This is a genomic window from uncultured Campylobacter sp., from assembly GCF_937996225.1.
Classification (GTDB): domain Bacteria; phylum Campylobacterota; class Campylobacteria; order Campylobacterales; family Campylobacteraceae; genus Campylobacter_B.
The window spans coordinates 1-23,148 of sequence record NZ_CALKTC010000036.1 but is presented as its reverse complement, the minus strand read 5'-3'; the positions used below and the strand labels follow the sequence as shown (position 1 = coordinate 23,148).

General features: G+C 49.0%; 17 protein-coding genes and 4 tRNA genes. 12 read left to right on the top strand and 9 right to left on the bottom strand.

What is annotated here, in order from left to right:
* Nucleotides 1-21: 21 nt before the first annotated feature.
* The 6 genes from Q0174_RS04950 to Q0174_RS04925 all read left to right on the top strand — a co-directional run bounded on the left by Q0174_RS04950 (nt 22) and on the right by Q0174_RS04925 (nt 7,108).
* A tRNA-Leu gene (locus Q0174_RS04950) sits at nt 22-108 on the top strand.
* Nucleotides 109-124: 16 nt separating this feature from the next.
* Nucleotides 125-198 (top strand) — tRNA-Cys (locus Q0174_RS04945).
* A gap of 20 nt (nt 199-218) precedes the next feature.
* Entirely contained in the window at nt 219-374 is a 156-nt protein-coding gene (locus Q0174_RS04940) for a hypothetical protein (protein WP_177387338.1), read from the top strand.
* Between the two features lie 57 nt (nt 375-431).
* Nucleotides 432-519, top strand: a tRNA-Ser gene (locus Q0174_RS04935).
* A 792-nt stretch (nt 520-1,311) separates the two neighbouring features.
* Nucleotides 1,312-4,053, top strand: coding sequence for an insulinase family protein (locus tag Q0174_RS04930; protein ID WP_298042023.1), 2,742 nt, complete (start codon nt 1,312-1,314; stop codon nt 4,051-4,053).
* A 670-nt stretch (nt 4,054-4,723) separates the two neighbouring features.
* Complete coding sequence (locus Q0174_RS04925) at nt 4,724-7,108, top strand: TonB-dependent receptor plug domain-containing protein (RefSeq protein ID WP_298042022.1); 2,385 nt, start codon at nt 4,724-4,726, stop codon at nt 7,106-7,108.
* Between the two features lie 254 nt (nt 7,109-7,362).
* On the opposite strand, the gene Q0174_RS04920 is transcribed toward Q0174_RS04925, so the two are convergent.
* The 9 genes from Q0174_RS04920 to Q0174_RS04880 all read right to left on the bottom strand — a co-directional run bounded on the left by Q0174_RS04920 (nt 7,363) and on the right by Q0174_RS04880 (nt 16,893).
* A complete protein-coding gene (locus Q0174_RS04920; RefSeq protein ID WP_298042021.1) occupies nt 7,363-7,920 on the bottom strand; it encodes a hypothetical protein in 558 nt (185 codons plus the stop codon).
* 224 nt (nt 7,921-8,144) lie between these two features.
* Nucleotides 8,145-8,435 carry a hypothetical protein gene (locus Q0174_RS04915; RefSeq protein WP_298042020.1) on the bottom strand — a complete coding sequence of 97 codons (291 nt, stop codon included), beginning with the start codon at nt 8,433-8,435 and terminating at the stop codon, nt 8,145-8,147.
* 66 nt (nt 8,436-8,501) lie between these two features.
* A complete protein-coding gene (locus Q0174_RS04910) occupies nt 8,502-8,792 on the bottom strand; it encodes a hypothetical protein (protein ID WP_298042018.1) in 291 nt (96 codons plus the stop codon).
* Between the two features lie 34 nt (nt 8,793-8,826).
* Entirely contained in the window at nt 8,827-9,441 is a 615-nt protein-coding gene (locus Q0174_RS04905; protein WP_298042016.1) for a hypothetical protein, read from the bottom strand.
* A 27-nt stretch (nt 9,442-9,468) separates the two neighbouring features.
* Nucleotides 9,469-10,422, bottom strand: a complete 954-nt coding sequence (locus Q0174_RS04900; RefSeq protein WP_298042014.1) for a Dyp-type peroxidase — start codon at nt 10,420-10,422, stop codon at nt 9,469-9,471.
* A gap of 231 nt (nt 10,423-10,653) precedes the next feature.
* Nucleotides 10,654-10,741, bottom strand: a tRNA-Ser gene (locus Q0174_RS04895).
* A gap of 422 nt (nt 10,742-11,163) precedes the next feature.
* Entirely contained in the window at nt 11,164-12,621 is a 1,458-nt protein-coding gene (locus tag Q0174_RS04890; protein ID WP_298042012.1) for a TolC family protein, read from the bottom strand.
* Nucleotides 12,608-15,766, bottom strand: coding sequence for a multidrug efflux RND transporter permease subunit (locus Q0174_RS04885; RefSeq protein ID WP_298042010.1), 3,159 nt, complete (start codon nt 15,764-15,766; stop codon nt 12,608-12,610). The genes Q0174_RS04890 and Q0174_RS04885 overlap by 14 nt, the downstream gene beginning before the upstream one ends.
* Nucleotides 15,766-16,893 (bottom strand): efflux RND transporter periplasmic adaptor subunit, encoded by a 1,128-nt coding sequence (locus Q0174_RS04880; protein WP_298042008.1) that lies wholly within the window; start codon nt 16,891-16,893, stop codon nt 15,766-15,768. The genes Q0174_RS04885 and Q0174_RS04880 overlap by 1 nt, the downstream gene beginning before the upstream one ends.
* Nucleotides 16,894-17,066: 173 nt before the next feature.
* On the opposite strand from Q0174_RS04880, the gene thiD reads away from it, so the two are divergent.
* The 6 genes from thiD (at nt 17,067) to Q0174_RS04850 (ending at nt 23,127) form a co-directional block, all read left to right on the top strand.
* On the top strand, nt 17,067-18,167 hold the full coding sequence (thiD, locus tag Q0174_RS04875) for a bifunctional hydroxymethylpyrimidine kinase/phosphomethylpyrimidine kinase (RefSeq protein WP_298042006.1): 1,101 nt from the start codon (nt 17,067-17,069) through the stop codon (nt 18,165-18,167).
* A gap of 698 nt (nt 18,168-18,865) precedes the next feature.
* Nucleotides 18,866-19,906: an MFS transporter gene (locus tag Q0174_RS04870; RefSeq protein WP_298041999.1), complete on the top strand. Its 1,041-nt coding sequence runs from the start codon at nt 18,866-18,868 to the stop codon at nt 19,904-19,906.
* A gap of 62 nt (nt 19,907-19,968) precedes the next feature.
* Nucleotides 19,969-20,169 carry a DUF1440 domain-containing protein gene (locus tag Q0174_RS04865; protein ID WP_366112550.1) on the top strand — a complete coding sequence of 67 codons (201 nt, stop codon included), beginning with the start codon at nt 19,969-19,971 and terminating at the stop codon, nt 20,167-20,169.
* Between the two features lie 163 nt (nt 20,170-20,332).
* On the top strand, nt 20,333-21,916 hold the full coding sequence (locus tag Q0174_RS04860; RefSeq protein WP_298041998.1) for a tannase/feruloyl esterase family alpha/beta hydrolase: 1,584 nt from the start codon (nt 20,333-20,335) through the stop codon (nt 21,914-21,916).
* A 21-nt stretch (nt 21,917-21,937) separates the two neighbouring features.
* Nucleotides 21,938-22,405, top strand: coding sequence for a hypothetical protein (locus tag Q0174_RS04855; protein WP_298041997.1), 468 nt, complete (start codon nt 21,938-21,940; stop codon nt 22,403-22,405).
* Between the two features lie 47 nt (nt 22,406-22,452).
* Complete coding sequence (locus Q0174_RS04850; protein ID WP_298041996.1) at nt 22,453-23,127, top strand: SDR family NAD(P)-dependent oxidoreductase; 675 nt, start codon at nt 22,453-22,455, stop codon at nt 23,125-23,127.
* Nucleotides 23,128-23,148 lie beyond the last annotated feature (21 nt).

The window sequence follows — 23,148 nt, the reverse complement described above, 5'->3', positions numbered from 1 at the left end:
TTCTGTTTTTGTATTAAACGTGCCCGGATGGCGGAATCGGTAGACGCAAGGGACTTAAAATCCCTCGGAATTTTTTCCGTGCCGGTTCAAGTCCGGCTCCGGGCACCACCTAATAAGCCGGCGTGGCGACATAGCCAAGTGGTAAGGCATGAGCCTGCAAAGCTTTGATCCCCGGTTCGAATCCGGGTGTCGCCTCCAGATCCTAAAAAGGAGTTATTATGAGATACATACTAGCGGCTCTTTTGGCATTGATGGTTTTTAGCGGGTGCTCTAATACTTGGCACGGCGTAAAAGAGGACTCACACAATGCGGCTCAATGGACCAAAGAAAAGGTTCACAACGGCGCTGAGTGGGTCGGAGAAAAAACCGAATAAATTCTACGCGCAGGTCTTGTCTACGCGAACTTTCGGCGGGGTCTACCCGCCCTTAATCGGGAGATGGCTGAGCGGTCGAAAGCGGCGGTCTTGAAAACCGTTGAGGTGAAAGCCTCCTGGGGTTCGAATCCCTATCTCCCGGCCATTTTAGTCTAATACGAAATTCCATTTTAACTTCAAAAATTTCACATTTTATTTATACTAATTTTCATTTAATGCTCTTTAGGCTAAAATTTTATTTCGTAGCAGGCGGCGTAGGCGGCAGCTCGTGCGCGCACCAAGATGGAGCGTCAAAATTTTATACGGCGGTAGGAGTCAAAATATGCCGAGAAGCTTTTAGTCGGTTCGTGTTAAACTCGAGTGCATTGTAGCTGTATTTTGGATGAAACATCGGCAATTTTTTTGATCGATCCGTATTAAAACAGCGCGCAGCAAGAGAAGGGCGATGCTAAATTTAAATACTCGTCAGTCCGGATATAAAAGCGGTCGTGAAAGCTAGTCGCGAAATTTAGCTATAAAATTTCAAAGCCTAGTAGTCCACCACGCGAGGCGCAAAATTTTAAAATTTACCGACTCGCGCTTTTTAAATTTAGCCAGAGTCCAAGTAAATTTCAAAATTTATCTTGCACGAGCGCGCCGTCGTACTGCCGTGCCGCCGTGCAGATAAAGATCAAATGCGCCTGCGTACCTCTGAGCGATAAAATAAATGAGAGGAGCCGCGTAGCGCAAGCCTAGAACCGATGCGCTCGCGAAACAGAGCGGGACTAGCGCAGCGAGCAGGCGGGTTAAAAGTAGGCGGATCTAAGAGATATCGCAGGCTAACGAGTCGAGGCGAGCAAATCCAAAAATGACCAGGCGGGCAGATTGATAAGCCGAAAGAGAAGAGCCTGCCGAAATATCTGAGAGACGAAATTTTACTAGAAATAAAGGGCTTTAAATGCGAAAAATTTTACTATTTTTACTGCTTTGTGCAGGGGCTTTTGCGCTTGAGTGGGACGAAGCCGTCCTGCGAGGATCGCTGCCAAACGGGCTTAGATACTATATTTTAGAAAATTCCGTGCCTAAGAATTCCGCCGTTTTTTATCTCATCGTGGATGCGGGCTCGATCGACGAGAGCCCTAATGAGCGCGGGCTTGTGCACTTCATCGAGCATATGTCCTTTAACGGAAGTCGCGATTTTAGCAAAAACGAGCTCATCAAAAAATTGCAGAGTCTGGGCGTGAAATTCGGCGCCGACGTAAATGCGCAGACGGGCTATGACAGCACGATTTACACGCTTAACATCGCGGTTAGCGAAGAAAATTTAAAGGACGTTTTTAAAATTTTTGCTTCGATTGCGGACGGAGTGGAGTTCAATCCGCTCGAGCTCGTAAAAGAAAGAGGCGTCATAATCGAGGAGGCGCGCAGCCGCGATACGCCGATCGCAAGGCTTTACGAGCGGATGGATGAGGAGCTTTACGGCGGCAGCGCGTATTTTAATCATGCGCCGATAGGCGATATGGCGGTCGTAAAATCCGTAAGCGCGCAGCGAATCAAGGAGCTTTATCAAAAAATTTACCAGCCCAGGTCTATGAAATTTATAGCCGTGGGCGATTTTAAAAGGGATAAAATTTTAAAACTGCTAGAGCAAAATTTTTCGCCTCTTAAAAATACAAACTCCTACGCCCGCCCGGATATGGGCATTCCGCCGAGACAGGGTTTGAAAATTTACAATTACGATACGAATGAAACGTCGCTAAATTCCGTCAAAATTTCGTTTTGGGAGGAATTTGCGCCGCCAAATAGCGAGGCGAATGCGAGGAAAATTTTAAAAAGCGAGCTTATCTCAAGCCTTATTTCTACGATTTACGAGCGAGCGAAGGCTAGCGAAGGCGCGCTGTTGCGAGTTAATTTTTCCAGGTCCAATTTGCAGTTTCAAAAAACGATCTATAACTTTGACGTCGCCGTTTTGGGCGGAGACTTTGACGGCGCGATCTCGCAGGCGCTCGGGCTAATCAAAGGCTTGCGAGATAGCGGCTTTGATGCGCGCGATTTCGCCCTCGCAAAGGATGCTTTGATCAGTTCGCGGCACAGCGCCTTCGAGCGCAAAAAAAGCGCAAATTCCGCGTTTTTTGCAAGAGAGATTCTTCATGCCGTAAAATCGGGAGCCGTCCTGCCTAGCGCCGCAAAACAGAGGGATTTGGAGGTAAAACTGCTGCGCGAGATCAGCCTAGAGGAGCTAAATTTAGAATTTAAGCGCCTGACGGATCTGGGCGAGGTGCATGTAAGCGTATTTAGCGGCTCTGGATATAATCTGGATGAGACCAAATTTAAGAAGTTGCAGGATGACGCCAGGGCGGTAAATACGCATGCCGCGCATAAAAAGCTGCCGGGTAGCTTGGTTTCTAAAAACCTACCTGAGGGCAAAATTTTAAGCAAGAGCTTTGAGCCGCAATTTAAATTTTATACCTGCCTGCTTGAAAATAACGCGACCGTGATCTTAAAGCCGCTTAAGACGCGCAAGGATTTCATCTCGTTTGCCGCGGTAAGCAGAGGCGGAATGTCCAATCTAGCGTATCCCGGGCTTGGCAGCTTTGCCGCGATGCTTTCAAACGAAAGCGGCGCAGGCGAGTTTAACAATTATGAAATTTCGCAAATTTTAAGCGGGCGGCAGGTGAATTACCGCAAAAATATCTCCGCATTCTCGCACGGATTTTACGGAAGCTGCGGCTCGCGGGATCTAAAATGGCTGCTGGAAGCGATAAACTTAGAGATTAGCTCTCCGCGCGTGGACGAGAAGGCGCTGCAAAATTTAAAGATCAAATCGCTCGACGAGCTTGCGCGAAACGAGAAACTGCCCGGATATAAATTTAGCAGGGAATTTAGCGAGTTTTTTTACGGCGGCAATGCGCGAATGCGCCCGCTAAGCGCCGCGCAGATCAAAGCTCTTAACGCAGAGGAGTTGAAAAAGATCATCTATGATAAATTTAGCAACGCCGCATCCTACACTTTCGTGCTTAGCGGCGATTTTGAGTTAAAAGACGCCGAAGCCCTCATAAAAAAATATCTGGCGAACCTGCCCGCTCGCGGCGAACGCGAGGATTTTCAAGACGACGGTATCCGCAGCTTAAGCGGACGGCATGTTTTTATACGCAACTATCAAAACTCCCCTAGAAGCGACGTCGCGCTTACTGCGATAAACAGATCCACTCCGCATTCGCTTGAAAATACGATAAAAATTTCAGCTCTAGCTTCGGTGCTTCAGGAAGCACTTAGAGAGCGCATCAGAGAGGACGAGGGGCGCACTTACGGCTTTTCGGTCGCTTCGAGCCTAAGCCGCATCCCGTATGAACACTCGAGCCTTCATATTTCGTTTTCCTGCGCGCCGCAAAATACGGATCAAATTTTATCCGCAATTAGAGAAATTTTTGCAGAAATCGCAGGCGGCGGATCGGACGTAGCGAGGCATCTTGAAAATTTTAAAAAATCTCAGATTATCACGGCGCGTACCGCTCGAGAAAGCCCTGAGTTTTGGAATGACGCACTCGCAAAATACGCGCTTTGGAATGAGGAGATCGCCGATTTTAAGACCTTTGAAAAGATCATAAATTCCATCTCGCCGAAGGATATCGCGGAGGCGGCGCAGACATATATTTTTGACACCGATGAGACGGTAAGGATAAACGCGCCGAAATTTTAGCGGGCTCGGCGCCTTTAAATTTTGCTCGTTAAATTTGCTAAGCGCATTTAAATTTAACGGCGCTTGCAAGGTAAATTTCGGCTTCGTAAATTTATGCAGTTTAAAAACGAACTCAAGAATAAAGCTCAATTAAACCCATCTGCGCCGCACATATATCTTAGATAAATTTTATTTTGGAATAGAATTGCCTCGCTGATATATCGCTATTTTGTTACATTTTTTCTATTGTTTGCATAAGTCGTATAATTGTTATCACTTTTATTGAAATTTAAAATATTATTGGCTAAATTTCCACAGTTTTAATTTTTATTTTCAAAAAAGGAGAAAAGATGATTGTCGGTTTTTGGGCCTGTAAGCCATGTAAAAGCGGCGCAGGTCGCAATTATTCCGCTTCCATAAAAGGCGAGAAATCCACTCAAAATCGCTGCGGGGGGGGCTTGCACGCTCCTTAATAGTCGCGGCGTGTCTTTGCGGCCTAAGCGTCGCGCAGGATTCGTCTGAAAATAACGCAACCAGAAGCGTTGCTACCAAAGAAAATCCAGGCGCGCAGAGTTCCACTGCGACGATAAATAGTTATAAATTCCCCGAAATAGTCGTCGTCGGTAACATCGACTCGAGCCTGACGAGCGTCGGCGATAGCTATGGCGGTACGCAAAAAATAAGCAGGACGATGATCGAGTCGATGCCTAGCGGCAACGGCGACTTCGTGCAGCTTTTGCGTACCAATCCAAATGTGCAATTCAGCTCCACAAACCGCCAGAGCACGACGCTAGGCGAGATCAGCCCCGCAAATATCAGTATCAACGGCGCGAAGTATTGGCAAAACAACTTTATGCTTGACGGCGCGAATATGAATAACGATCTTGATCCCGCTAGAAATCCGGGCGGCAATCCTACGCGCTTTTCGGCGTTTGATACGATGAATTCCGTCTCGCAAGGTATGGCGATCGATAGCGATTTTTTACGGAGCGTCGAGGTGCACGATAGCGGCGTCTCCGCCAAATACGGCGGATTTACCGGCGGCGTGGTGGAGGCTAAGACGCGAGATCCGCGTGCGGGCTTTCACGGCAAGTTTTCGATGCAGCACACCGAGGATAGTTGGACTAGATACCATATCTACGGCGATGAACAGAGCTTTGAAAACTCCGCTACTCCGTTAAATCAGCCGAGATTCGATAAGTGGATCACTAGGTTAAATTTAGAGGGCACCGTTACAGAGGATCTGGGCTTGATGTTCGGCTACACAAATACTAGAAGTAAAATTCCGCTCAAGGCCTACGACAGAAGATACAACGCCGATACGACCATCACCGAGCGAGTTCAGAGGCGAAATATAGACAACTACTTTCTAAAAGCGCTTTGGTATGCAAGCGACCGCCTAACTATTACGCCTAGCGTAACCTACGCGCCCGAGCGAAACAAGATGTTTAACGACCACGTCAAAGACTCCTACGCCGATATGAAATCGGGCGGTTTAAATTTAGCGCTTAAAGCCGACTACGATGGCGATTTTGCTAGATTTAATCAAATTTTATCCTACAGCAAGCTGGAGAGTTCGCGTGATGCCGAGAATGAATATTACAGGGCTTGGCAATACTCAAACGTAAAGAATTGGGGTAGTAAAATTTTATCCGCTTCGGCGATAGAGGGTGGCTTTGGGGATCTCGATCAGACGCAAAAGAGCTTTTCATACAACGCGGATCTGGAGTTTAATGAATTTGATCTCGGCGGCAGTAAGCATAGATTTATCACAGGCTTTGAGTTTAAAAAGCAAGAGGCTAAATTTAATGTAAAAAAAGAATTTATGACCGCTGGCGGAATAGCACCGCTACCTGCGGGTGTAAATGCTTGCGATCCGAATGACGAGCTCTGCTCGATAGACGATTCTTTTGCGAGGCGTGGTAGAAGCGGCCAGTTTTTTACGCGAAAAAGCTATTACAAGGGCAATACTAAGGTAGATATGAAGAGCTTGGCGGTTTATCTGGAGGATGAGATAAAAATCGGTGATCTTACTTTGCGACCGGGCGTAAGACTAAATAGGGATGATTATATGAAGCAAACGACTGCGGCGCCGAGATTTAACAGCTACTACGATATTTTCGGCGACGGCGATTCGATTCTTAGCTTCGGTGCAAACCGCTACTACGGACGCAATCTCTTTACCTACAAATTAAGAGAGGGGCGAGAGGGGCTCGCCACTACCTACACGCGCCCGCGCAATGCCTATACGCAAAACTGGACGCAACTGCCAAAAGACCCGTCTCTAACTAAATTTAATGAGCTAAAGGTGCCTTATGAGGATGAGCTGGTATTCGGGGCAAAGCAAAAGCTCGGGAATTTCGAGTTTTTCGGCAAATATGTAAGCCGCAAGGGCAGGGATCAGATCATCAAATCTACGCGAAGAGATCTAGGTCTAGCGCCGAATCCGAACTACCAAAACAACTATCAAACCTTTACTAATGACGGCAGAAGCGAAAATAAAATTTTAACCTTCGGCGTTAAAACGATCGATGATTATGAGGCCTTCGGTACGCTAAATGGCTTTGAGCTGGGCTTTGAGCACATCAAGATGAAAACGAACAACACCCTTTATGACATATCGCTTGATAGAGAAACGCTCGAAGATGAAAAGATCGTCGAATACGACGGCAGGCTGATGAGGCTATCGGAGCTTCCGGCGCAGGACTATGCTAGGCCTTGGACTGCAAGCCTAAATATCATCACGAAAATCCCAAGCTACGGCATCAGCGTAAATAACTTTCTATCGTTTAAAGGCTCACAAGAAGCGATCGCCCGCACGGGCAGGACGCCTGCGGGCAAGTATCCTGCCAGATACGACAAATACGAAAAGGTAAATCTCGGCAAAAGCTACAGCTGGGATGCGCGCATCGGATACGCTAAAAAGATGACGGGTGAGGTGGAATTTTTTACGAATTTAGACATCTACAACGTCCTAAATAAGCGCAACAAAGCAAGGCTTAGCAGCGATACCTCGCTCGATCTGGTCTATGAGGCGGGCAGGCAGTTTTGGCTGGAAGCGGGCATTCGGTGGTAGCATAAGCTAAATTTGCGGAGCTTTTCAAATTTCAGGGCTCCGCAAAATTTTGTGAAATTTTCTGAAATTTACGGCATTTTGCGGAATTTCAAATTTCACGCCACGCTCCTTAAAATTCGGCATCGCGCGCTGTAAAATTTTAGCGTGCGCATCGTATGATTTAACATATGTGCCGCAAAATTTTAACGCACGCGAAATTATGAAATTTGCGTCCAAATTTAAGTTGAACCAATTTAAGGAGTCGAAACGGCTTTTTAAATTTTTGACGGGCTAATATGTCGATAATTTAAGAGATAATAGCAAACCCTTTCAAAGTCCGCCGCGCTCATAATAAAAATTATAAACCCTCTAAAGCTCTGTAAAAATCCGGCGAACGCAACGCTTATCACGATGAACGAAAGCACAATGTCTGCGGAATTTCTAGCGGGCATGATATGTCCGAATAGCGGCGTGGCGGTGAGCTTTATGAGCGATATTTCATCAAATTTTATAGATTTCGTGATTTTGCCTTTATTTACGTAGTTGATACTCCTGTTCGTCAAATGCACAAGGCGCGTATGGGCGCTGTTTAGATACGATATGACGGCGAATGCTACGAAAACAAACGGCGTATAGTATGGGAAAATATCCCCTATATGCAGAAACACCGGTACCGCCAAAGGGGCGAAGATCAGATTATAAATAAAGAATACCACGATGTTGTAGTCTTTGACGATGAGGGAGCTATTATCAAATTGCGGCGGATTTTCGCGCTCGGCGCCGTTTTGCTCAGGCTGCTGCGACCTCCGCGGCTCATCGTTAAAATTTTTCATTAAATTTTTTACTCCCGTTTTTAAAATTTATTGCTAGCGGCTCGGGCGTTTTATGGCGCTAAATTTGCCATTCTCACCGCAGGCTTTAGCGAGGCCATCCCAAGCAGAGCTAGCTTGTGTCCTTTCAAAATTTTGTTTCGTTAAAATTTGTCCGCGCCTTTGTTTGTACGCCGCGCATTGGCATCGCGTGCGCTTACCGTGTCGCCGCACAAAATCTTGCAATCTCACAGCTCGAAATCAAAGCAGTAAAAATCATCCGCTTCGCTCCAGAGCTCTTTTAACGAGAGCCCGTCTATTTGCGGCGCGGCGTAGAGTTCCCGCAGCGTGGCAAAATACCGCTCGCCGCTTGCGTTTGCGCCCGTTTCGTCCGCGCATCTTTGAAACGAGCAGCGATCCGCATAGGCGATGATCATATACTCTGCGCCGCGTAGGCGAAATCCGAGCTCGGGCTCACCGCCCTCAAGGACGCATTTTAGCAGCATCCGACCTATAGTTTCAAATGAGTAGTCTGACATTTCGCCGATCTTAAAATTTTATCGCCGCCGCGACGCTTATTGTGCCGCCATATATCGCGAGCCGTTTTATTCCGCCAAAAACCCGAAGCGCTCGATCATATCCAAAAGTATATCGGCTCTGCAAATTTCATCGTCCAGCAGGTCATCGTATTGATCCCGCAGTCGCTCGGCGTCTTGCGCCACGGGCTCTAGATGCTCCCTGGCCTGCGCGGGTCGGCCCTTCATCACGAAGTATTCGCCTAAGATCACGCGAGCTTGCGTCTTGCTAACCTCGTCGTCTTCGCCCTCTAGTGCCGCTTTTAGGCTCTGCACGCCGCCCTCCTCAAGCCCTCGCGAGAGCTGCGTTACCTTCTGCAAAGCTTCGCATCCATTTTCGCTCCTTTGCAAAATTTTATTTAAAATAATAGAACAAATTTCCGCCGCACTCAAGATCCACGAACTCCTTGCTGTCAAAATAGAGCTTAAATTCCATGTGGCTCAGATATTTGGCATCCCGCGCTTTCTCTATAAAATTTCTTATCAGCCGCTCTATCTTTCCGCCACCTTCGCGGCGTGCCGCGTCCTGCCTCGTGAAATAAAAAACTACAGGCGCGTCGGACGCCGCCGCGATATACCAAATTTTAAGCGGCGCCAAAAGCTCGTTTCGGTTTCGCAGCAGCTCCTCTACCGCGCCTTGGATCAGATCGGTGCGGATCTGCGACTCGAAGGACTCGATCGAGATATAAAAATTCTTTAGCTCGTTTAGCTTCGCGTAAAGCGGCGTGCGGGCGAGATAGCGCTCGATGCACTTTTTATCGGTGATTTTTGCGGCGTCTTTATCGAAGCGAAGCACGATCTTAAGCCACGCCGAGTCCCTGCCCGCGCCGTAAAACGCGCTGATCGCTCGAGCTTTAAATTTAGCGTTTATGAACTCTATCAGACCCCTAACGTTTTCACTATTTTCGACTTTGCCCTCTATGATCTCTTTGCAGCGCCTGCTCTGATACGGGCTTAGATCGCAAAACATTGCGCGCCTTTAAATTTAAAGCTAAATTTACTCTGCGCTATAAGCCTGTAGCATATCGAAGGTCGGAGCGAAAAAGAGCGCGCCCGTCTTTGCCGTGCTAAAATCGAGCAGGCGGTCGTAGTTGCCTCGCGGGCGACCGATAAACATACTCTCAAGCATCAGCTCCAGCGTGCTAAAGGTGCTTGCGTAGGCGATGAAGTAGGTTCCCGTCTCGCCGCCCTGCATAAACGGCATATTGTCGCGCACGACCTTTTTATCGTCGCCGACGTTGGCGGCGGCGGAGTGCGAGTTGCTGGGCTTTATCTCCTCGCTCATCTCGATGTCGTTTTGTTTGGATCTGCCGATGACGCGCTCCTGCTCGGCGACGCCTGCGGCGTTCCACGCGCTCATATCGTGGATATATTTTTGCGCAAAAAGATAGCTGCCGCCCTTGTACGCCGCATCTTCGTCGCCTACCTTGGCGAAAAAGTCGCGATCTGCGCCCTGCGGGTTTTCGGTGCCGTCCACAAAGCCGATGATGGCGCGCCCGTCGTAGTATTTAAAGCCGCAGATCTCCTCCTCGCATGTCGCGACATCCTTTAGCGCGGCTCTGATCTCGCTTGCCATATCGTAGCAAACGGCTTGATTTGCCGCTCTGATGTGGATATGGATATCGCCTCCGGTGGCGGGCGCAGCGTGTTTATCGCCCTTAATCTCTTCGAAATTTTTTAGCTCCTTCGGCAAAGGCTTCGGCAAGCCGAGCATTTTCCATGCTTCAAAGCCCACGCCCAGCACGCAGCTTGTTTCGCTAGCCGCGCCGAATCTCGTAACGGCGGTTTTGTTTAAATTTATCACCAGAGCGCAAAGGCCCTCGAAAGCCTTTTTGCAGGCGGTTTTGTCTGCGTTAAAGCGCCAGATCATAAACACGGTGTTGTTGCCGGGCGCGTCGGTTACGTTTTGGGATTTTGCGTGCGCACAGGCGCAACTTTTTTCTTCACTCATTTTTCTCTCCTTTAAAGTGAAATTTTAAAAGGAATTTTAGCGCAATATCGGTAAACGGCGGGCGTAGAGATAGAATTTAGGCGGCTTTCGGGTTTGATTTTCGGCGGAGGGAATTTTGTCTTTGATCGTGGGACTTGCGGCAAGGGTGGAATTTGGGCTTTAAATTTATAAAATTTACGCCGAATGGGAAGCGAAATTTTAGAGTTTTGCGGGGATGAAATTTTAAAGTAGTGGCAGATGGGAAGGGATTCGAACCCTCGAAAGCTTGCACTTTACACGCGTTCCAGGCGTGCTCCTTCAACCGCTCGGACACCCATCTAAATTAAAAGTCGCGATTATAGCGAAAATCTAAAATTTTGCCAAATTCCGTTTCGGCGCGCAACCACTCGCCTTTAAATTTAAAACGAGGCGCTTAGAATTTTACCGCAGCGTTTGGAATTTTATCGCAATGCTTGGAATTTTGCTGCGGCGCTTGAAATTCCGCCGTGCTGCTTTAAATTCTACTGCACCGCTAAGCCAGATCGCTTTGTGTTTTCTGGTCGAGTGGCGATTTTACCTTGCTGCGGATATTCTAAAATTTAGATTACTTTTTAAATTTAGACCTGCCGTCCGCCGTAGCGCTAAATTTAAAAAGCGCAAACAGATTTTACTTTCATATAGTCCGCTTGCGCCGTAAAATTTCGACGGCGCTTTAAATTTAGAGATATTTTGAAATTTCGCACCGCTCGTAAATTTAAAAAGCTAATTAAAAATTCTATCCTTTGGGAAGGCGGACATATCGGGCTGTACGTCCTGCTCCGCGCCGATAAGCGCCTTGATTTCGCTATCTTCGATGCTAAAGCCGCCGCCGAGCGCCTTGTATGCATTCACCGTCGCGTTTAGCACGTCAAGATCGGTCTGCACTTTGTTTAGCTGCGCGCTAAGCAGGTTTCGCTGCGAATCCAAAAACTCCAGATGATCGCTGTAGCCCGCCTGATACCTGCTTGAGGCGTTTGAATAAATTTTGCTCTGCGAAGCGACGAGATCGGCGAGGCTTGCCTGTCTTAGTTTGGCGTTTTGCACGCCTACAAGCGCGTCGCGAACGTCGCCGAAAGCGGTTTTAAGCGCCTTGTCGTATGCGATGAAGCTCGCGTTTTGCTCTAAATTCGCAAGCTCTACGCGCCTTTTTTGGCGGCCGAAATCAAGCAGCGGCCCTACGAGCGAGCCACCGATACTCCACGTGCTCGCGTTTGCAGTAAATAGCCTGTCAAACTCGCCGCTTGCGTATCCTGCCGAGCCGGTAAGCGAGAAGGTAGGGAAGTAACCTGCCTTGGCGACGCCCACTAAGAAGTTGCTCGAGCGTAGATTTTCGAGCGAGCTTGCGACGTCCGGGCGGTGCAGGATCACGTCGCTTGGGATTCCGCTTGGGATCTGCGGCGCGCTAGGCATTTTCGCGGCGGTCTGCGCCGTGCCGCGTAAAATTTCATCGTAGCTCTTGCCCGTTAGGATATTTAGCGAAGTTTGAGCTGCGGAGAGCTGATTTTGCACGCTTATGAGGCTCGCCTCGGCGCTTTGGACCGCAGCTTTGGCTTGATAAAATACGATCTCGCTAACCGCGCCCGCATCGAGCTGCTTTTTGCGGTAGTTTTGCGTATCCTGATAGCTTTTTAGGCTATCTTTTAAAATTTTCTCCTGCTGCTTTAGTGCTAGTAGCGTAAAATAGGTCGTCGCAACCGTGCTAGTAATCGTATTTTTGGCGGTTTCGTAGTCGTATTTCGTCGCATTAAATCGCGATCGCGCCGAATCTACGCTGTTGCGCACGCGCCCCCAAAAATCGATCTCGTAGCTTAGCACGGCGCCGATCTGATACGAGCCATGGGAGTTGCGATCAGGCTGGTTGCCGAAATTATTTTGACGCACCGCGCTGCCGCTTAAATTTACGTTCGGCAGATATTCAAGCTTGTTCAGCCCTAAATTTACCCGCGCGTACTCGACGTTATTCAGCGCGGTTTGCAGGTCGGAATTTTGTTCCAGCGCGCTTTGGATCAGGGCGTTTAACTGCGGATCGTTAAAGCTTTTCCACCACTGCGTACTAACGTTCGTGCTCGCGTAATCCGCCTTAAAGCCGGTCTGCTTTTGCGGCGTAACGGGCTTGAAGTTGCAACCGCAGAGTAAAATTCCAAGCGTCAAGGCGCTTAAAAGAGCATTATTTATTTTCATCGTTCACCTCGTTAGTTTGGACTTTTTTACCGCGTCTATCAAGCCAAGCGTTGAAGCTTTCGAGCAGGTAGAAAAACAGCGGCACGAAAAAGATCGCGATCGTAGATGCCGCGAGCATTCCGCCTACTACGCCGGTTCCCAGCGCGTGGCGGCTAGCAGCGCCAGCGCCGGTGGCGATAACCATCGGAAGCACGCCAAGACCGAACGCAAGGCTCGTCATCACGATAGGGCGGAACCTCATCTTGGCGGCTTCTATGGCGGCATCGGCGATAGAGCGATGATTATTTAGGTGCTCGTTCATCGCAAATTCCACGATCAAAATCGCGTTTTTCGCCGCCAGACCGATTAGAAGCAAAAGTCCGATCTGAAAATATATGTCGTTATTCAGCCCGCGGAAATATGTAAACACGAGCGCGCCGAATACCGAAAACGGCACGGCGGTAAGCACGGCAAGCGGCATGAGCCACCTTTCGTATTGAGCCGCCAGGATCAAAAACACGAAGATCATTCCAAATACGAATGCCTGTGCGCCCTTGCCCGTCTCGCTGACCTCTTGATACGCGGAACCTGCCCAGCCGATCGAATATCCGCTAGGAAGCTCCTCTTTTATGACCTCTTGGATCGCTGCGATCGCCTGACCCGAGGTGTAGCCCGTGTTTGGCTCACCCATAATCTGCGCTGCTGGGAAGGCGTTAAATCTATTAACGGAATCAGGACCCAGCGAGCGCTCAAGCCTCACTAAAGAATTTAACGCAATCAGATCGCCGCTGCCACTGCGGACGTAGAGCGATTTTAGATCGTTAGGATCGTCTCTGTAGTCTTGCGTAGCGCGGATATAGACCTTAAACGTGCGGCCCATGAGGTTAAAGTCGTTGATGTAATACTGCCCGATGGTGGAATTTAGTACGGTGAAAATGTCGGCTATCTTAACGCCTAGCATCTTTATCTTCTCTTTATCGAGATAGAGCTTATACTGCGGGAAATCGGTATCCAGCGTCGTTCGCACGAGCTTTAAAGCGGGGTGTTGATTGGCTTTGGCAGTTACGCGATCCATATCTGCGCGAATTTCATCGTAGCTCTTGCCCGTCGTGCTTTGCGCGTAGAGCTCAAATCCGCCCGTAAGCGAAAGACCCATAATAGGCGGCGGCGTGACGACGTAAGTCATCGAGTTGCGATCGGCGCCGTAGAGCTGCCCGTTTAGCGCGGCAGCTATGGCGAAGTTGGAATTTTCATCGCCGGGGCGCTCCTTCCAGTCTTTTAGCTTCATAAAAAAAGCTCCCGCATTTTCTCTAAGCGCTCCGGCTAGCATATCGTATCCCGTGATTTGGGTTATATCTTTTACGTTTGGATACTTTTTAGCGATACTTGCGATGAAATCCTGATCGGCTTCCGTCCTAGGTAGAGTAGATGCCGACGGAAGCGTAGTCATCGCCATAATCGAGCCTTTGTCTTCGTTAGGCACTAGGCCGCTCGGAGTAAGTTTAAGTAGCTCTATCATCGCATAGATGATGATGCCCACAAAAACGAGGCTGATTAGTACGTGGCGAAGAACCATGCTGACACCCGCGGCGTAAATTTTAGTTGAGATGCTAAAAAGATTATTAAACCATCTTATAAAGAAAAAAGGCTCAGATTCCTTTTTTTGCAATATTAGGGCGCAAAGTGCGGGTGTTAGGGTAAGGGCTACGAAGCCTGAAAAACATACCGAGGCTACGAGCGTTAAAGCAAATTGCCTCTGCATAACCCCGGTAAAACCCTCCATAAACGCAACCGGCACGAAAACCGCCGAAAGCACTAGCACGATGGAGATTACGGGCGCTACGATCTCGCCCATCGCTTTTGTGGTGGCCTCTTTGACGCTAAGATCCGGCTCCTCGTGCAAAATTCTCTCTACGTTTTCGATTACTATGATCGCATCGTCCACGACGATACCGATAGCTAAAATAAGCGCAAAAAGGGTAATTAAATTTATAGAAAATCCGAAGGCATAAATTCCGATAAACGCGCCGCAGATCGATACGGGTGCAGCAAGCGTCGGAATGATCGTCGCTCTAAGATTGCCTAAGAACATATACATAACGATGATGACGAGAATTAACGCTTCAATGAAGGTATGAACAACCTCTTCGATTGATACTTTTACGAAGCTCGTCGTATCGTAGGCGACGTCGTAGGTCAGCTCGCCTGGGAAATTTGGTTTAAGCTCGTCTATGCGCTTATTTACCGCTTCAACTACGGCTAGGGCGTTGGCGCCACTTTGCATAAAGATAAGCACAGGCACCATCTCTTTACCGTTAAATTTCGCCGAGATATTGTAGCTTGCGCCGCCAAGTTTGACATCGGCGACATCTTTTACGCGCAAGAAATTCCCATCTTTTTGCGCGCGTATGATGATATTTTCAAACTCTTCGACGGTTTTTAAACGACCCTCGGGCTTGATCGCATATACGTAGGGATTGCCTAAGTTCATCGGCTGCTCGCCCATCTTACCCGCGGCGTATTGGCTGTTTTGCTCGCTTATTGCGGCGATTATCTCGGCGGTCGTAACGTTAAATTTCTTAAGTAGCTCAGGCTTAACCCAGATCCTCATAGCATAGTCTTTCGTACCCAGAGCCTGAGCCTCGCCGACGCCCGGCACGCGCTTTAGCTCATCTACGACGTTGATAGCCACGTAGTTTTGCATCTCTACGACGTCCATCTGTTCGCTAGGATCGTAAAACGCGAGCACTTCCAGCATCGTGCTGCTGCGCTCGGTGACGGTTACGCCATAGCGGCGCACTTCATCGGGAAGCAGCGTAAGAGCTGGCGTGACGCGGTTGTTTACATTGACTTTCGCATCTGCTGGATTTGTGCCGATTTGAAAATATACGTTGATACGAACGTCACCAGAGGAGCTTGCTGAGCTTTCCATATAGATCATATTTTCAACGCCATTGATTGCGTTTTCAAGAGGGGCTGCGACGACGTCGGCGATCGTTTGCGCATCCGCGCCGCTATATGTAGCACTTACGACGATTTGCGGCGGCGTGAGTTGCGGATACTCCTCGACCGAGGAATTTTTAAGAGCCAAAACGCCCGCGATTACGATGATGATCGAAACGACGCAGGCAAAGACGGGGCGGTTGATGAAAAATTTAGAAAACATTATTTCCCACTTTCCGCATTGCTCTGAGACGCTTCAGACTGCCCCGCTACGTAAGGATCGGTGCTTGCGGGTACGGGAGTTACCTTGGAGCCCACGTTGATCTTTTTAAAATTATCCAAAATGATCTGATCGCCGTCTTGCAGTCCGCTTGAGATCGTCGCCGTGCGGGTATCTTGAGCTGCGATTTTGACCACTTTTTTAGCGACCTTTCCGTCTTGCACGACGTAGACTATGGTGTTGCTAAGATCTTGCTTGAGCGCAACTTGCGGAATTTTAAAGCCGTTTTTCTGATAAAAACCCTCGACGCTTACTTTAGTAAAAATTCCAGGGCGAATTTCTAAGCTTGGATTTGGAATTTGAGCCTTGGCGCTGACGGACGCGGTGTTTGTATTGATAACGCTATCGATAAAACTTAGCGTGCCGTTGTAGTCCTTGCCGCCGAGATTTATGCTTACCTGACGCCCTAGCTGCTTCCACTGCCCGTTTCTTAAATTTGCATCAAGCTCTAGCCTATCGACATCCGCGATGCCGAATTCCACGTCGATCGGATCAAATTTGCTAAGGCGCACCAGATCCTCGCCCACGTTTACGTACGCGCCCACGTCCTTTTGCGTATCGCCCGCCATGCCGTCAAAAGGCGCGGTCACAAGCGAGTGGTCAAAATCTATCTTTGCACTTTTAAAATTTGCTTCAGCCACCATAAACGCGGCCTTTGCGGTGTCGAAATCCTTTTGAGAGATCGTGTTGCTAGCTTTTAGCGCTTTGGCTCTTTTGTAGTCCGCCGAGGCGTTTTGCAGATTAGCGTTTGCGCTGTCAAACGCCGCTTGGTAGCGCGAGCGGTCGATCTCGTAGAGCACGTCGCCCTTTTTGACGCTGTGCCCCGGCTCGAAAAGTTGCTTTTCGATAGTGCCCGAAACCTGCGGCTTTAGCATTATCTCAAGCTCGCTTACGGTCTGTCCGTTAAATTTCAAAATTATCGGCACGTCGGCGGATTTGGCGATAAATACGCCAACCGGCAGCGCGGGAGCCTCACCGCTTTGTTTTGCGCCGCTTTCCTCCTTTTTTTCAAAATAGGAGCAGCTCGAAACCAAAAATGCTGCGAAAATCAAACTAGCGACTTTTTTCATGTAGTTTCCTCTATTTGGGTTAAAATTTTGTATTTGTAATAGTTATTACGAATAAATTATAAATTATAATAAAAACTATATAAATAAAACTTAAATTTAACCCGTAAAATAATATATCTGGGGAATTATAGCGGAATTTCGATATAATCGCGCTAAAATTTTAAAGGCTTTTTATGAAAAGAATTCTTACTATCGCGGGTTCTGATAGCGGCGGCGGTGCGGGCATACAGGCCGATATCAAGACGATCAGCGCGCATAAGATGTTTGCTACTAGCGCCATTACGGCGCTTACGGCGCAAAATTCGCGCGGAGTGTTCGACGTGCTGGACGTTCCGCCGCGTTTTGTAGAGGCGCAGCTCGATGCGATTTTTAGCGATATCTTTCCGGACGCCGTTAAAATCGGAATGATCTCCAATGAGGGGGTTGCCGAGGCTATCGCAAAGAGCCTGAGCAAACACGGCGCGAAAAACGTCGTCTTAGATCCCGTGATGGTCGCCACCAGCGGCGGAGTTTTGATGAAACAAAGCGCGCTGCATGCGCTAAAATATGAGCTCGCCCCCGCCGCAGAGATCATCACGCCCAACGTGCGCGAGGCTGAGGTTTTGGCGGAGATGAAAATTTTAAGCTTAGCCGATATGCGCGCCGCAGCGGTTAAAATTTCGCAATTTTTCGGCGGCGCGATTTTGATCAAAGGCGGCGATCTTGCGGGCGCGAGCGTGGCTTGCGGCGCGGCGGATGCGGCGCAAAATTTTAAAGCTTTTGGGCACGAAGCGAGCGAAAATGGCGCACGCGAAAATTCTGCGAGCTCGACGAAGCGCGCAAATTTCGCAAGTGAAAATTTTACTAGCGAATGCAAAAATTTAACTGCGAGCGCGAAGCCCTCTTTTAAACAAAATTTATCCACAGCCTTCCTAGGCGCTGGTTTTAAACCTAGCGGCGAGGACGAGAGCGGGGATTTGAGAAATTTAGCGGTCGATATTTTGTATGAAAATGGCAAATTTTATGAGTTTTCCGCGCCTAAAATTGCTACGCGCAACACCCACGGCACGGGCTGCACGCTCTCAAGCGCGATCGCATGCGCGCTGGCGGCGGGGCTTAGTCTGCCTGCAGCCGTCGCCCATGCCAAGGGCTTCGTGCGCAGGGCGCTTGGCTGGGATGAGCAGATCGGGCACGGATGCGGCGCGATAGATCATTATTTTACGGTCCAAGATCCCTTCGGCGCGGACTTTGGCGGATCTTGCGCGAACGAAATCAAAATTATCTCTCGAGACTAAAATTTCAAGCGCTCATTGAAATCCCCGCATTCGTAAAATTTCAAAACTCCGCTGCTAATTAAATTAACCTAGCGGCACGAGTTATATACAAACAGTTCGTCGCGATTTGTGATAAACGATGAGATTACGTGGCTAAAAAGCGTGCGCTACGGGGATATGCGCATTTAAAATTTTAGTTGATTTTCAGGCATCATAATCCGCGTAGAATTTTAAAGAATTTTTGAATTTTATTGTAGGGTTCGCGTTGCAAGTTAGGGCTTTCCTTATTTGCCTTATGCTATAGCTCTGCTTCGTGGCATTGTTAAATTTGCGTTATTTCTTATAGGTCTTTATGCGCGAAAAAAAGAGAGTTAGAAATATAAAACTAGTCATGCATTCACTGCTCACGTTGCTGCCTGCCTTCGCCCCTATAAGGTAGACGCATCATTGTATATCTGACCATTGCGCTATACTTGCCGCAGCATTGCGATACCGCTGCGAATTCGCGATCCATTCCTTTCGTCTCATATTTGCTGAGTTCGCTAAAATTTCAAATTTCCTCACAAAAGAGTTATAATGGCTAAAATTACGTAAATTTAGGAATTTAAAATGCGCTGCAAAAAAGGACTACTACTCGTAATCATCGCCTCAGGGATAATCTCTGCCGCAGATAACTGGATCGCATCGCTACTGCTGCCTAGCATCGCAGATTCGTTTGGGTGCAGGTAAGCGCCGCCTCCGCAGTTTTGACGGCATATCTGATTCCATACGGCTTACTTCAGCCGGTTTACGGACATCTTAGCGATCGCTACGGCAGAGATAAAATTTTAATTCTGCTAATGCTCTTTTTGGCGATATTTACGCTTCTTTGCTCCACTGCAAAAAGTCTAGCGTGGCTTGTTTTATTTCGCTTTTGCACGGGATGCGCGGCAGCGGGTATAATCGCTGTCTGCCTCGGCGTTATAGGCGATGCATATGACGAGAAGGATAGACAAAAAATCGTAGCGATATTTCTGGGTTCGGTATTTTTAGGACAGGGGCTGAGTGCGGCTTTAGGCGGATGGGCAGTGGCTAGATTTTCTTGGAGGGAGATATTTTTAGCCTTTTCTGCGCTGTCTGCGGTATCTTTCGTATCACTATTTACGCTAAATTTCAAAGAGACTTCGAAAAGCGGAGGCGAAAGCTTCGTAAAATCCCTAGCCAGCTTGCGCGGCGATGCTGCGCTTTTGAGAAGCTATTTTTTGGCTTTATGTAATGGCGTAATTGTGCTCGGGGCGTACTCATTCATAGGCGCTTATCTACTTAAAAAGTTGGGCTTGAACTCAAATTATGCCGGAACATGTCTTATGCTTTACGGCGTCGCTTGCTTTTTGGCGGGAAACGCTGCTAGATATTTAAAAGAGAAGTTGCCGCTAAAAGAAATTCTATCCCTCGGCTTTTTGGCGTCCGCTTCGGCGCTGTGCCTTTTGGCGAGTTGCTTCGCTGCCACCGCATATGTAGGGACGTTTTTGCTGGGATTCGGATATGTTTGCGCGCAGTCCGTCCTAGCAAGCGCGGCACTTCGTTGTAGTTCCGCCAAAGGTCTATCCTCCGGGATCATAGGCACGGCGATATTTTTCGGAGGCGGCATCGGTACTGCCGTAGGTGGCAAGGCGCTTGAATATTTAAGCTACCAAGAGCTATTTTGCGGCTTTGCTGCGTTAGCCGCCGTACTGCTGATTTTTTACCGTGCAAGCTTTAAGGGCACGCACGAAATTTAATGCTCCGCAACAATAGCAAAATTTAAAATTAGGCACACTTCGCTGCCGAGAAATTTCCTAAAATCGCGCTATTTCAGGGCGTCGCGTTCGGTATCGTCGTAAATATCGCGGTGCATTGCATCACGCTGCCGCTTTTAGGACTTACACCACCGCTTTTTCAGCTTCCGTGGTATGAGTTTGTTTCGGGATTTTTTGGGCACACGGTTTGGTTTTGGGCGATCGAAGTATTCCGCTGCGATTTGCGAAATTGCGCGGCGGGTTAGTCAGATTGATCCTGCGGATTGTCCGAGCGCTTCGTCCTTTTAATTAAAATTTGAAATTCCGCATGGCTCCGCTAGGAATTCCATAATTCCTCAAATACGCTTGAAATTCACGATAAATTTTTATGTTAGAATTACGATTAATAAAATTTCAAAAGGAGCGGCAATGAAATATAAAATTTTAGTTGCAACCTTTACGGCTGCTCTGGGCTTACAGGGAGCGCTTGCGAGCGATTTTGACGAGCGGGCTTGCGCGGCACTAAAGGGCACGAAAATTTACGATACAAAGATCAGTGAAGCGATCTGGAATCAAAGCGGCGAAATCGGCGCCGATAGGATGTCTGCGCTAACCGGCGGAGCCAAAAAGACGCTAAAAGCCGCGCCGCACTGCATAATTCACGGCGAGATAGCCTCCCGCACGGGCTCGGACGGCAAGCATTACGGCATAAAATTTGAGCTGCGCTTGCCAGGCGATTGGAACGGCAAGCTGCTATTTCAGGGCGGAGGCGGTTTGGACGGCTTCGTAGCGCCGGCTCTTGGCGCCGTGCCTATCCGCACTAGCACTGCAACACCCGCGCTTATGAGGGGCTATGCGGTCGTCACGACCGATTCGGGACACCCTACGCCTACGCCCGAGTTCGGACTTGAGCAGCAGGCGCGGTTAGACTATGCCTATCAGGCCATCGGCAAGGTCGCGAGCGTCTCAAAGCAGCTGGTTTTCGCGGCATATAAAAAAGCGCCCGCGCACAGCTATTTTATGGGCTGCTCAAACGGCGGGCGCTCGGCTCTGATGGCGGCGCAGAGGTATCCGCTGGAATTTGACGGCGTAATTGCGGCAAATCCGGGTTTTAGGCTTTCGCGCGCGGCGATCGCGGAGCAGTGGGGCAACCGGCAGCTTATGAAGATCGCGCCTAAAAACGCCACTGGGGATAAAATTTTCGCAAACGCCCTTACGCAGGAGGATTTGGACAAGCTAAGCATGGCGGTTCTAGATAAATGCGATGCGCTAGACGGCCTAAAAGACGGAATCATCGGTGCTTGGGAGCGTTGCGAGTTCGATCCTAGCGGACTTGATTTGCCCAAAGATAAAATTTCTGCGATAAAGGCGATATTTGACGGCGCAAAAAACAGTAAGGGCGAACAAATTTACAGCGGCTGGTTTTACGATGCCGGGATAAATCAGCCCGGCTGGCGCGCATGGAAGCTAGGCGACTCGCAAACGGCAGAGCCAAATGCTAGAAATATCGCACTCTCGAAGGGCTCGATGAATTATTATTTCTTGACGCCGCCGCAACCGGAGTTTGATCTGATTAACTTTGATTTTGATAAGGACGTAGAGCGAACGTTCGAGACCGCGGCGATAAACGATGCGATTTCGACCAAGCTAGATAGCTTCCGCGCTAACGGCGGTAAGCTCATAATTGTAACGGGCGTCTCCGATCCCGTATTCTCGGCGATGGATCAGCGCGATTGGTTCAAAAAGCTAGTGGAAACGAATGCGAACGCGGACGAATTTGCACGATTTTTTGCACTGCCGGGGATGAATCACTGCGGCGGCGGTAACGGCATCGATGACGTCGATCCGCTAAGCGCGCTTGAAGCGTGGCGCGAGCAGGGAACGGCCCCATCTAGCCTGCTAGGCAAAAGCACGAGCCGCGCCGGTAAGCAGATCAAGGTCTGCGCGTATCCTAAAGTCGCTATCTACGTAGGCGGCGACGAAAATAGCGCGAGTAGCTTTGAGTGTAGATAAAATTTATTTAAAGGAGTAAAGATGAGAGATAAAATTTTAATCGCGGCCTTTGCGGCAGCGCTTTTGTGCGGCTGTGCGGCGCACGATGCAAAGCTAGGCAAGGAAGCGGATAAGAGAAGCGAAAGCGCGGCTACGGACTGCGGCACGAGCGAGGGCGTCTGCAAAGTGCCCGCCGTGCAGGGGCCGATGGTAGGCGGCGGCACGGATGAGCACGGCTGCTTGATCGCCGCAGGGCAAAGCTTTTCAAAGATCAAGAATGGCTGCGTGCAGGTTTTTGACGTCGCGGACGTGAGGCTGCACGATCCGGATAACGCTACGCTTGCGATCTACGGGATATTTTCCGCGGATAAAAGCAGGGTTGAAATTTTTTGGTCGAGCTTATCGCAGAGCGAAATTTTAAGCAAAGTTAAGGGTGGTTGCTACGTCTCGAAGGACGGCAAAATTTCGCTGCTAAAAAGCGGCAATAGCTATAAGATCCGCAGAAAATAGCGGGTGAAATTTTAAGCCCGCTAAATTTCGCGCGCCGCGGAGAAAATTTGATCCTAATCGCGCGCAGAGCGGAGTTGCTGCAAAGCTTAAAGAACGAGATCGCGCAGATCGCGCCCGAATCGGACGTAGTTATTAAAATTTACGACCTTGCGTGCAGCGAGAACGTCCTGGCGTTGTGGGATGAGCTAAAAAGCTACGAGCTAAAGGCGCTCATAAATAACGCGGGTTTTGGAGATTACGGCGCGGTCGGCGAGCGCGATCTCGCCAAGGTCTCGCAGATGTTACAGCTCAACGTCATTTCGCTCACGCTGCTAAGCCACCTCTTCGTACGCGACTACAAGCGCAAGCCCGCTCAGCTCATCAATATCTCCTCCGCGGGCGGCTACAGTATGGTGCCAAACGCCGTCACCTACTGCGCGAGCAAGTTTTTCGTAAGCGCCTTTACCGAGGGCTTGCACCACGAGCTGGCGCAGGATAAAGATGCCAAAATGCAGGCTAAAGTTCTAGCGCCCGCCGCGACTAGGACGGAATTCGGCCCCGTGGCGACGGATGACGCGGGCTACGACTACGACGCGGCTTTTGCGCGGTATCATTCAAGCGAGGAGATGGCGGAATTTCTGCTTGCGCTTTACGATAGCGACGCGTGCGTGGGCGCGGTGGATCGAAACAGTTTCGAGTTTAGCTTAGGAGCTGCGCGATTTGACTACGCGGGAGAACGCTAATTTTTACGCTTTTAGCGCGTC

Coding starts and splice junctions, on each gene's coding strand:
- Q0174_RS04860 (WP_298041998.1), top strand. CDS start 20,333: ATGAAATATAAAATTTTAGTTGCAACCTTTACGGCTGCTCTGGGCTTA.
- thiD (WP_298042006.1), top strand. CDS start 17,067: ATGAAAAGAATTCTTACTATCGCGGGTTCTGATAGCGGCGGCGGTGCG.
- Q0174_RS04855 (WP_298041997.1), top strand. CDS start 21,938: ATGAGAGATAAAATTTTAATCGCGGCCTTTGCGGCAGCGCTTTTGTGC.
- Q0174_RS04925 (WP_298042022.1), top strand. CDS start 4,724: ATGATCGAGTCGATGCCTAGCGGCAACGGCGACTTCGTGCAGCTTTTG.
- Q0174_RS04920 (WP_298042021.1), bottom strand. CDS start 7,920: ATGAAAAATTTTAACGATGAGCCGCGGAGGTCGCAGCAGCCTGAGCAA.
- Q0174_RS04915 (WP_298042020.1), bottom strand. CDS start 8,435: ATGTCAGACTACTCATTTGAAACTATAGGTCGGATGCTGCTAAAATGC.
- Q0174_RS04890 (WP_298042012.1), bottom strand. CDS start 12,621: ATGAAAATAAATAATGCTCTTTTAAGCGCCTTGACGCTTGGAATTTTA.
- Q0174_RS04900 (WP_298042014.1), bottom strand. CDS start 10,422: ATGAGTGAAGAAAAAAGTTGCGCCTGTGCGCACGCAAAATCCCAAAAC.
- Q0174_RS04940 (WP_177387338.1), top strand. CDS start 219: ATGAGATACATACTAGCGGCTCTTTTGGCATTGATGGTTTTTAGCGGG.
- Q0174_RS04905 (WP_298042016.1), bottom strand. CDS start 9,441: ATGTTTTGCGATCTAAGCCCGTATCAGAGCAGGCGCTGCAAAGAGATC.
- Q0174_RS04885 (WP_298042010.1), bottom strand. CDS start 15,766: ATGTTTTCTAAATTTTTCATCAACCGCCCCGTCTTTGCCTGCGTCGTT.
- Q0174_RS04880 (WP_298042008.1), bottom strand. CDS start 16,893: ATGAAAAAAGTCGCTAGTTTGATTTTCGCAGCATTTTTGGTTTCGAGC.
- Q0174_RS04930 (WP_298042023.1), top strand. CDS start 1,312: ATGCGAAAAATTTTACTATTTTTACTGCTTTGTGCAGGGGCTTTTGCG.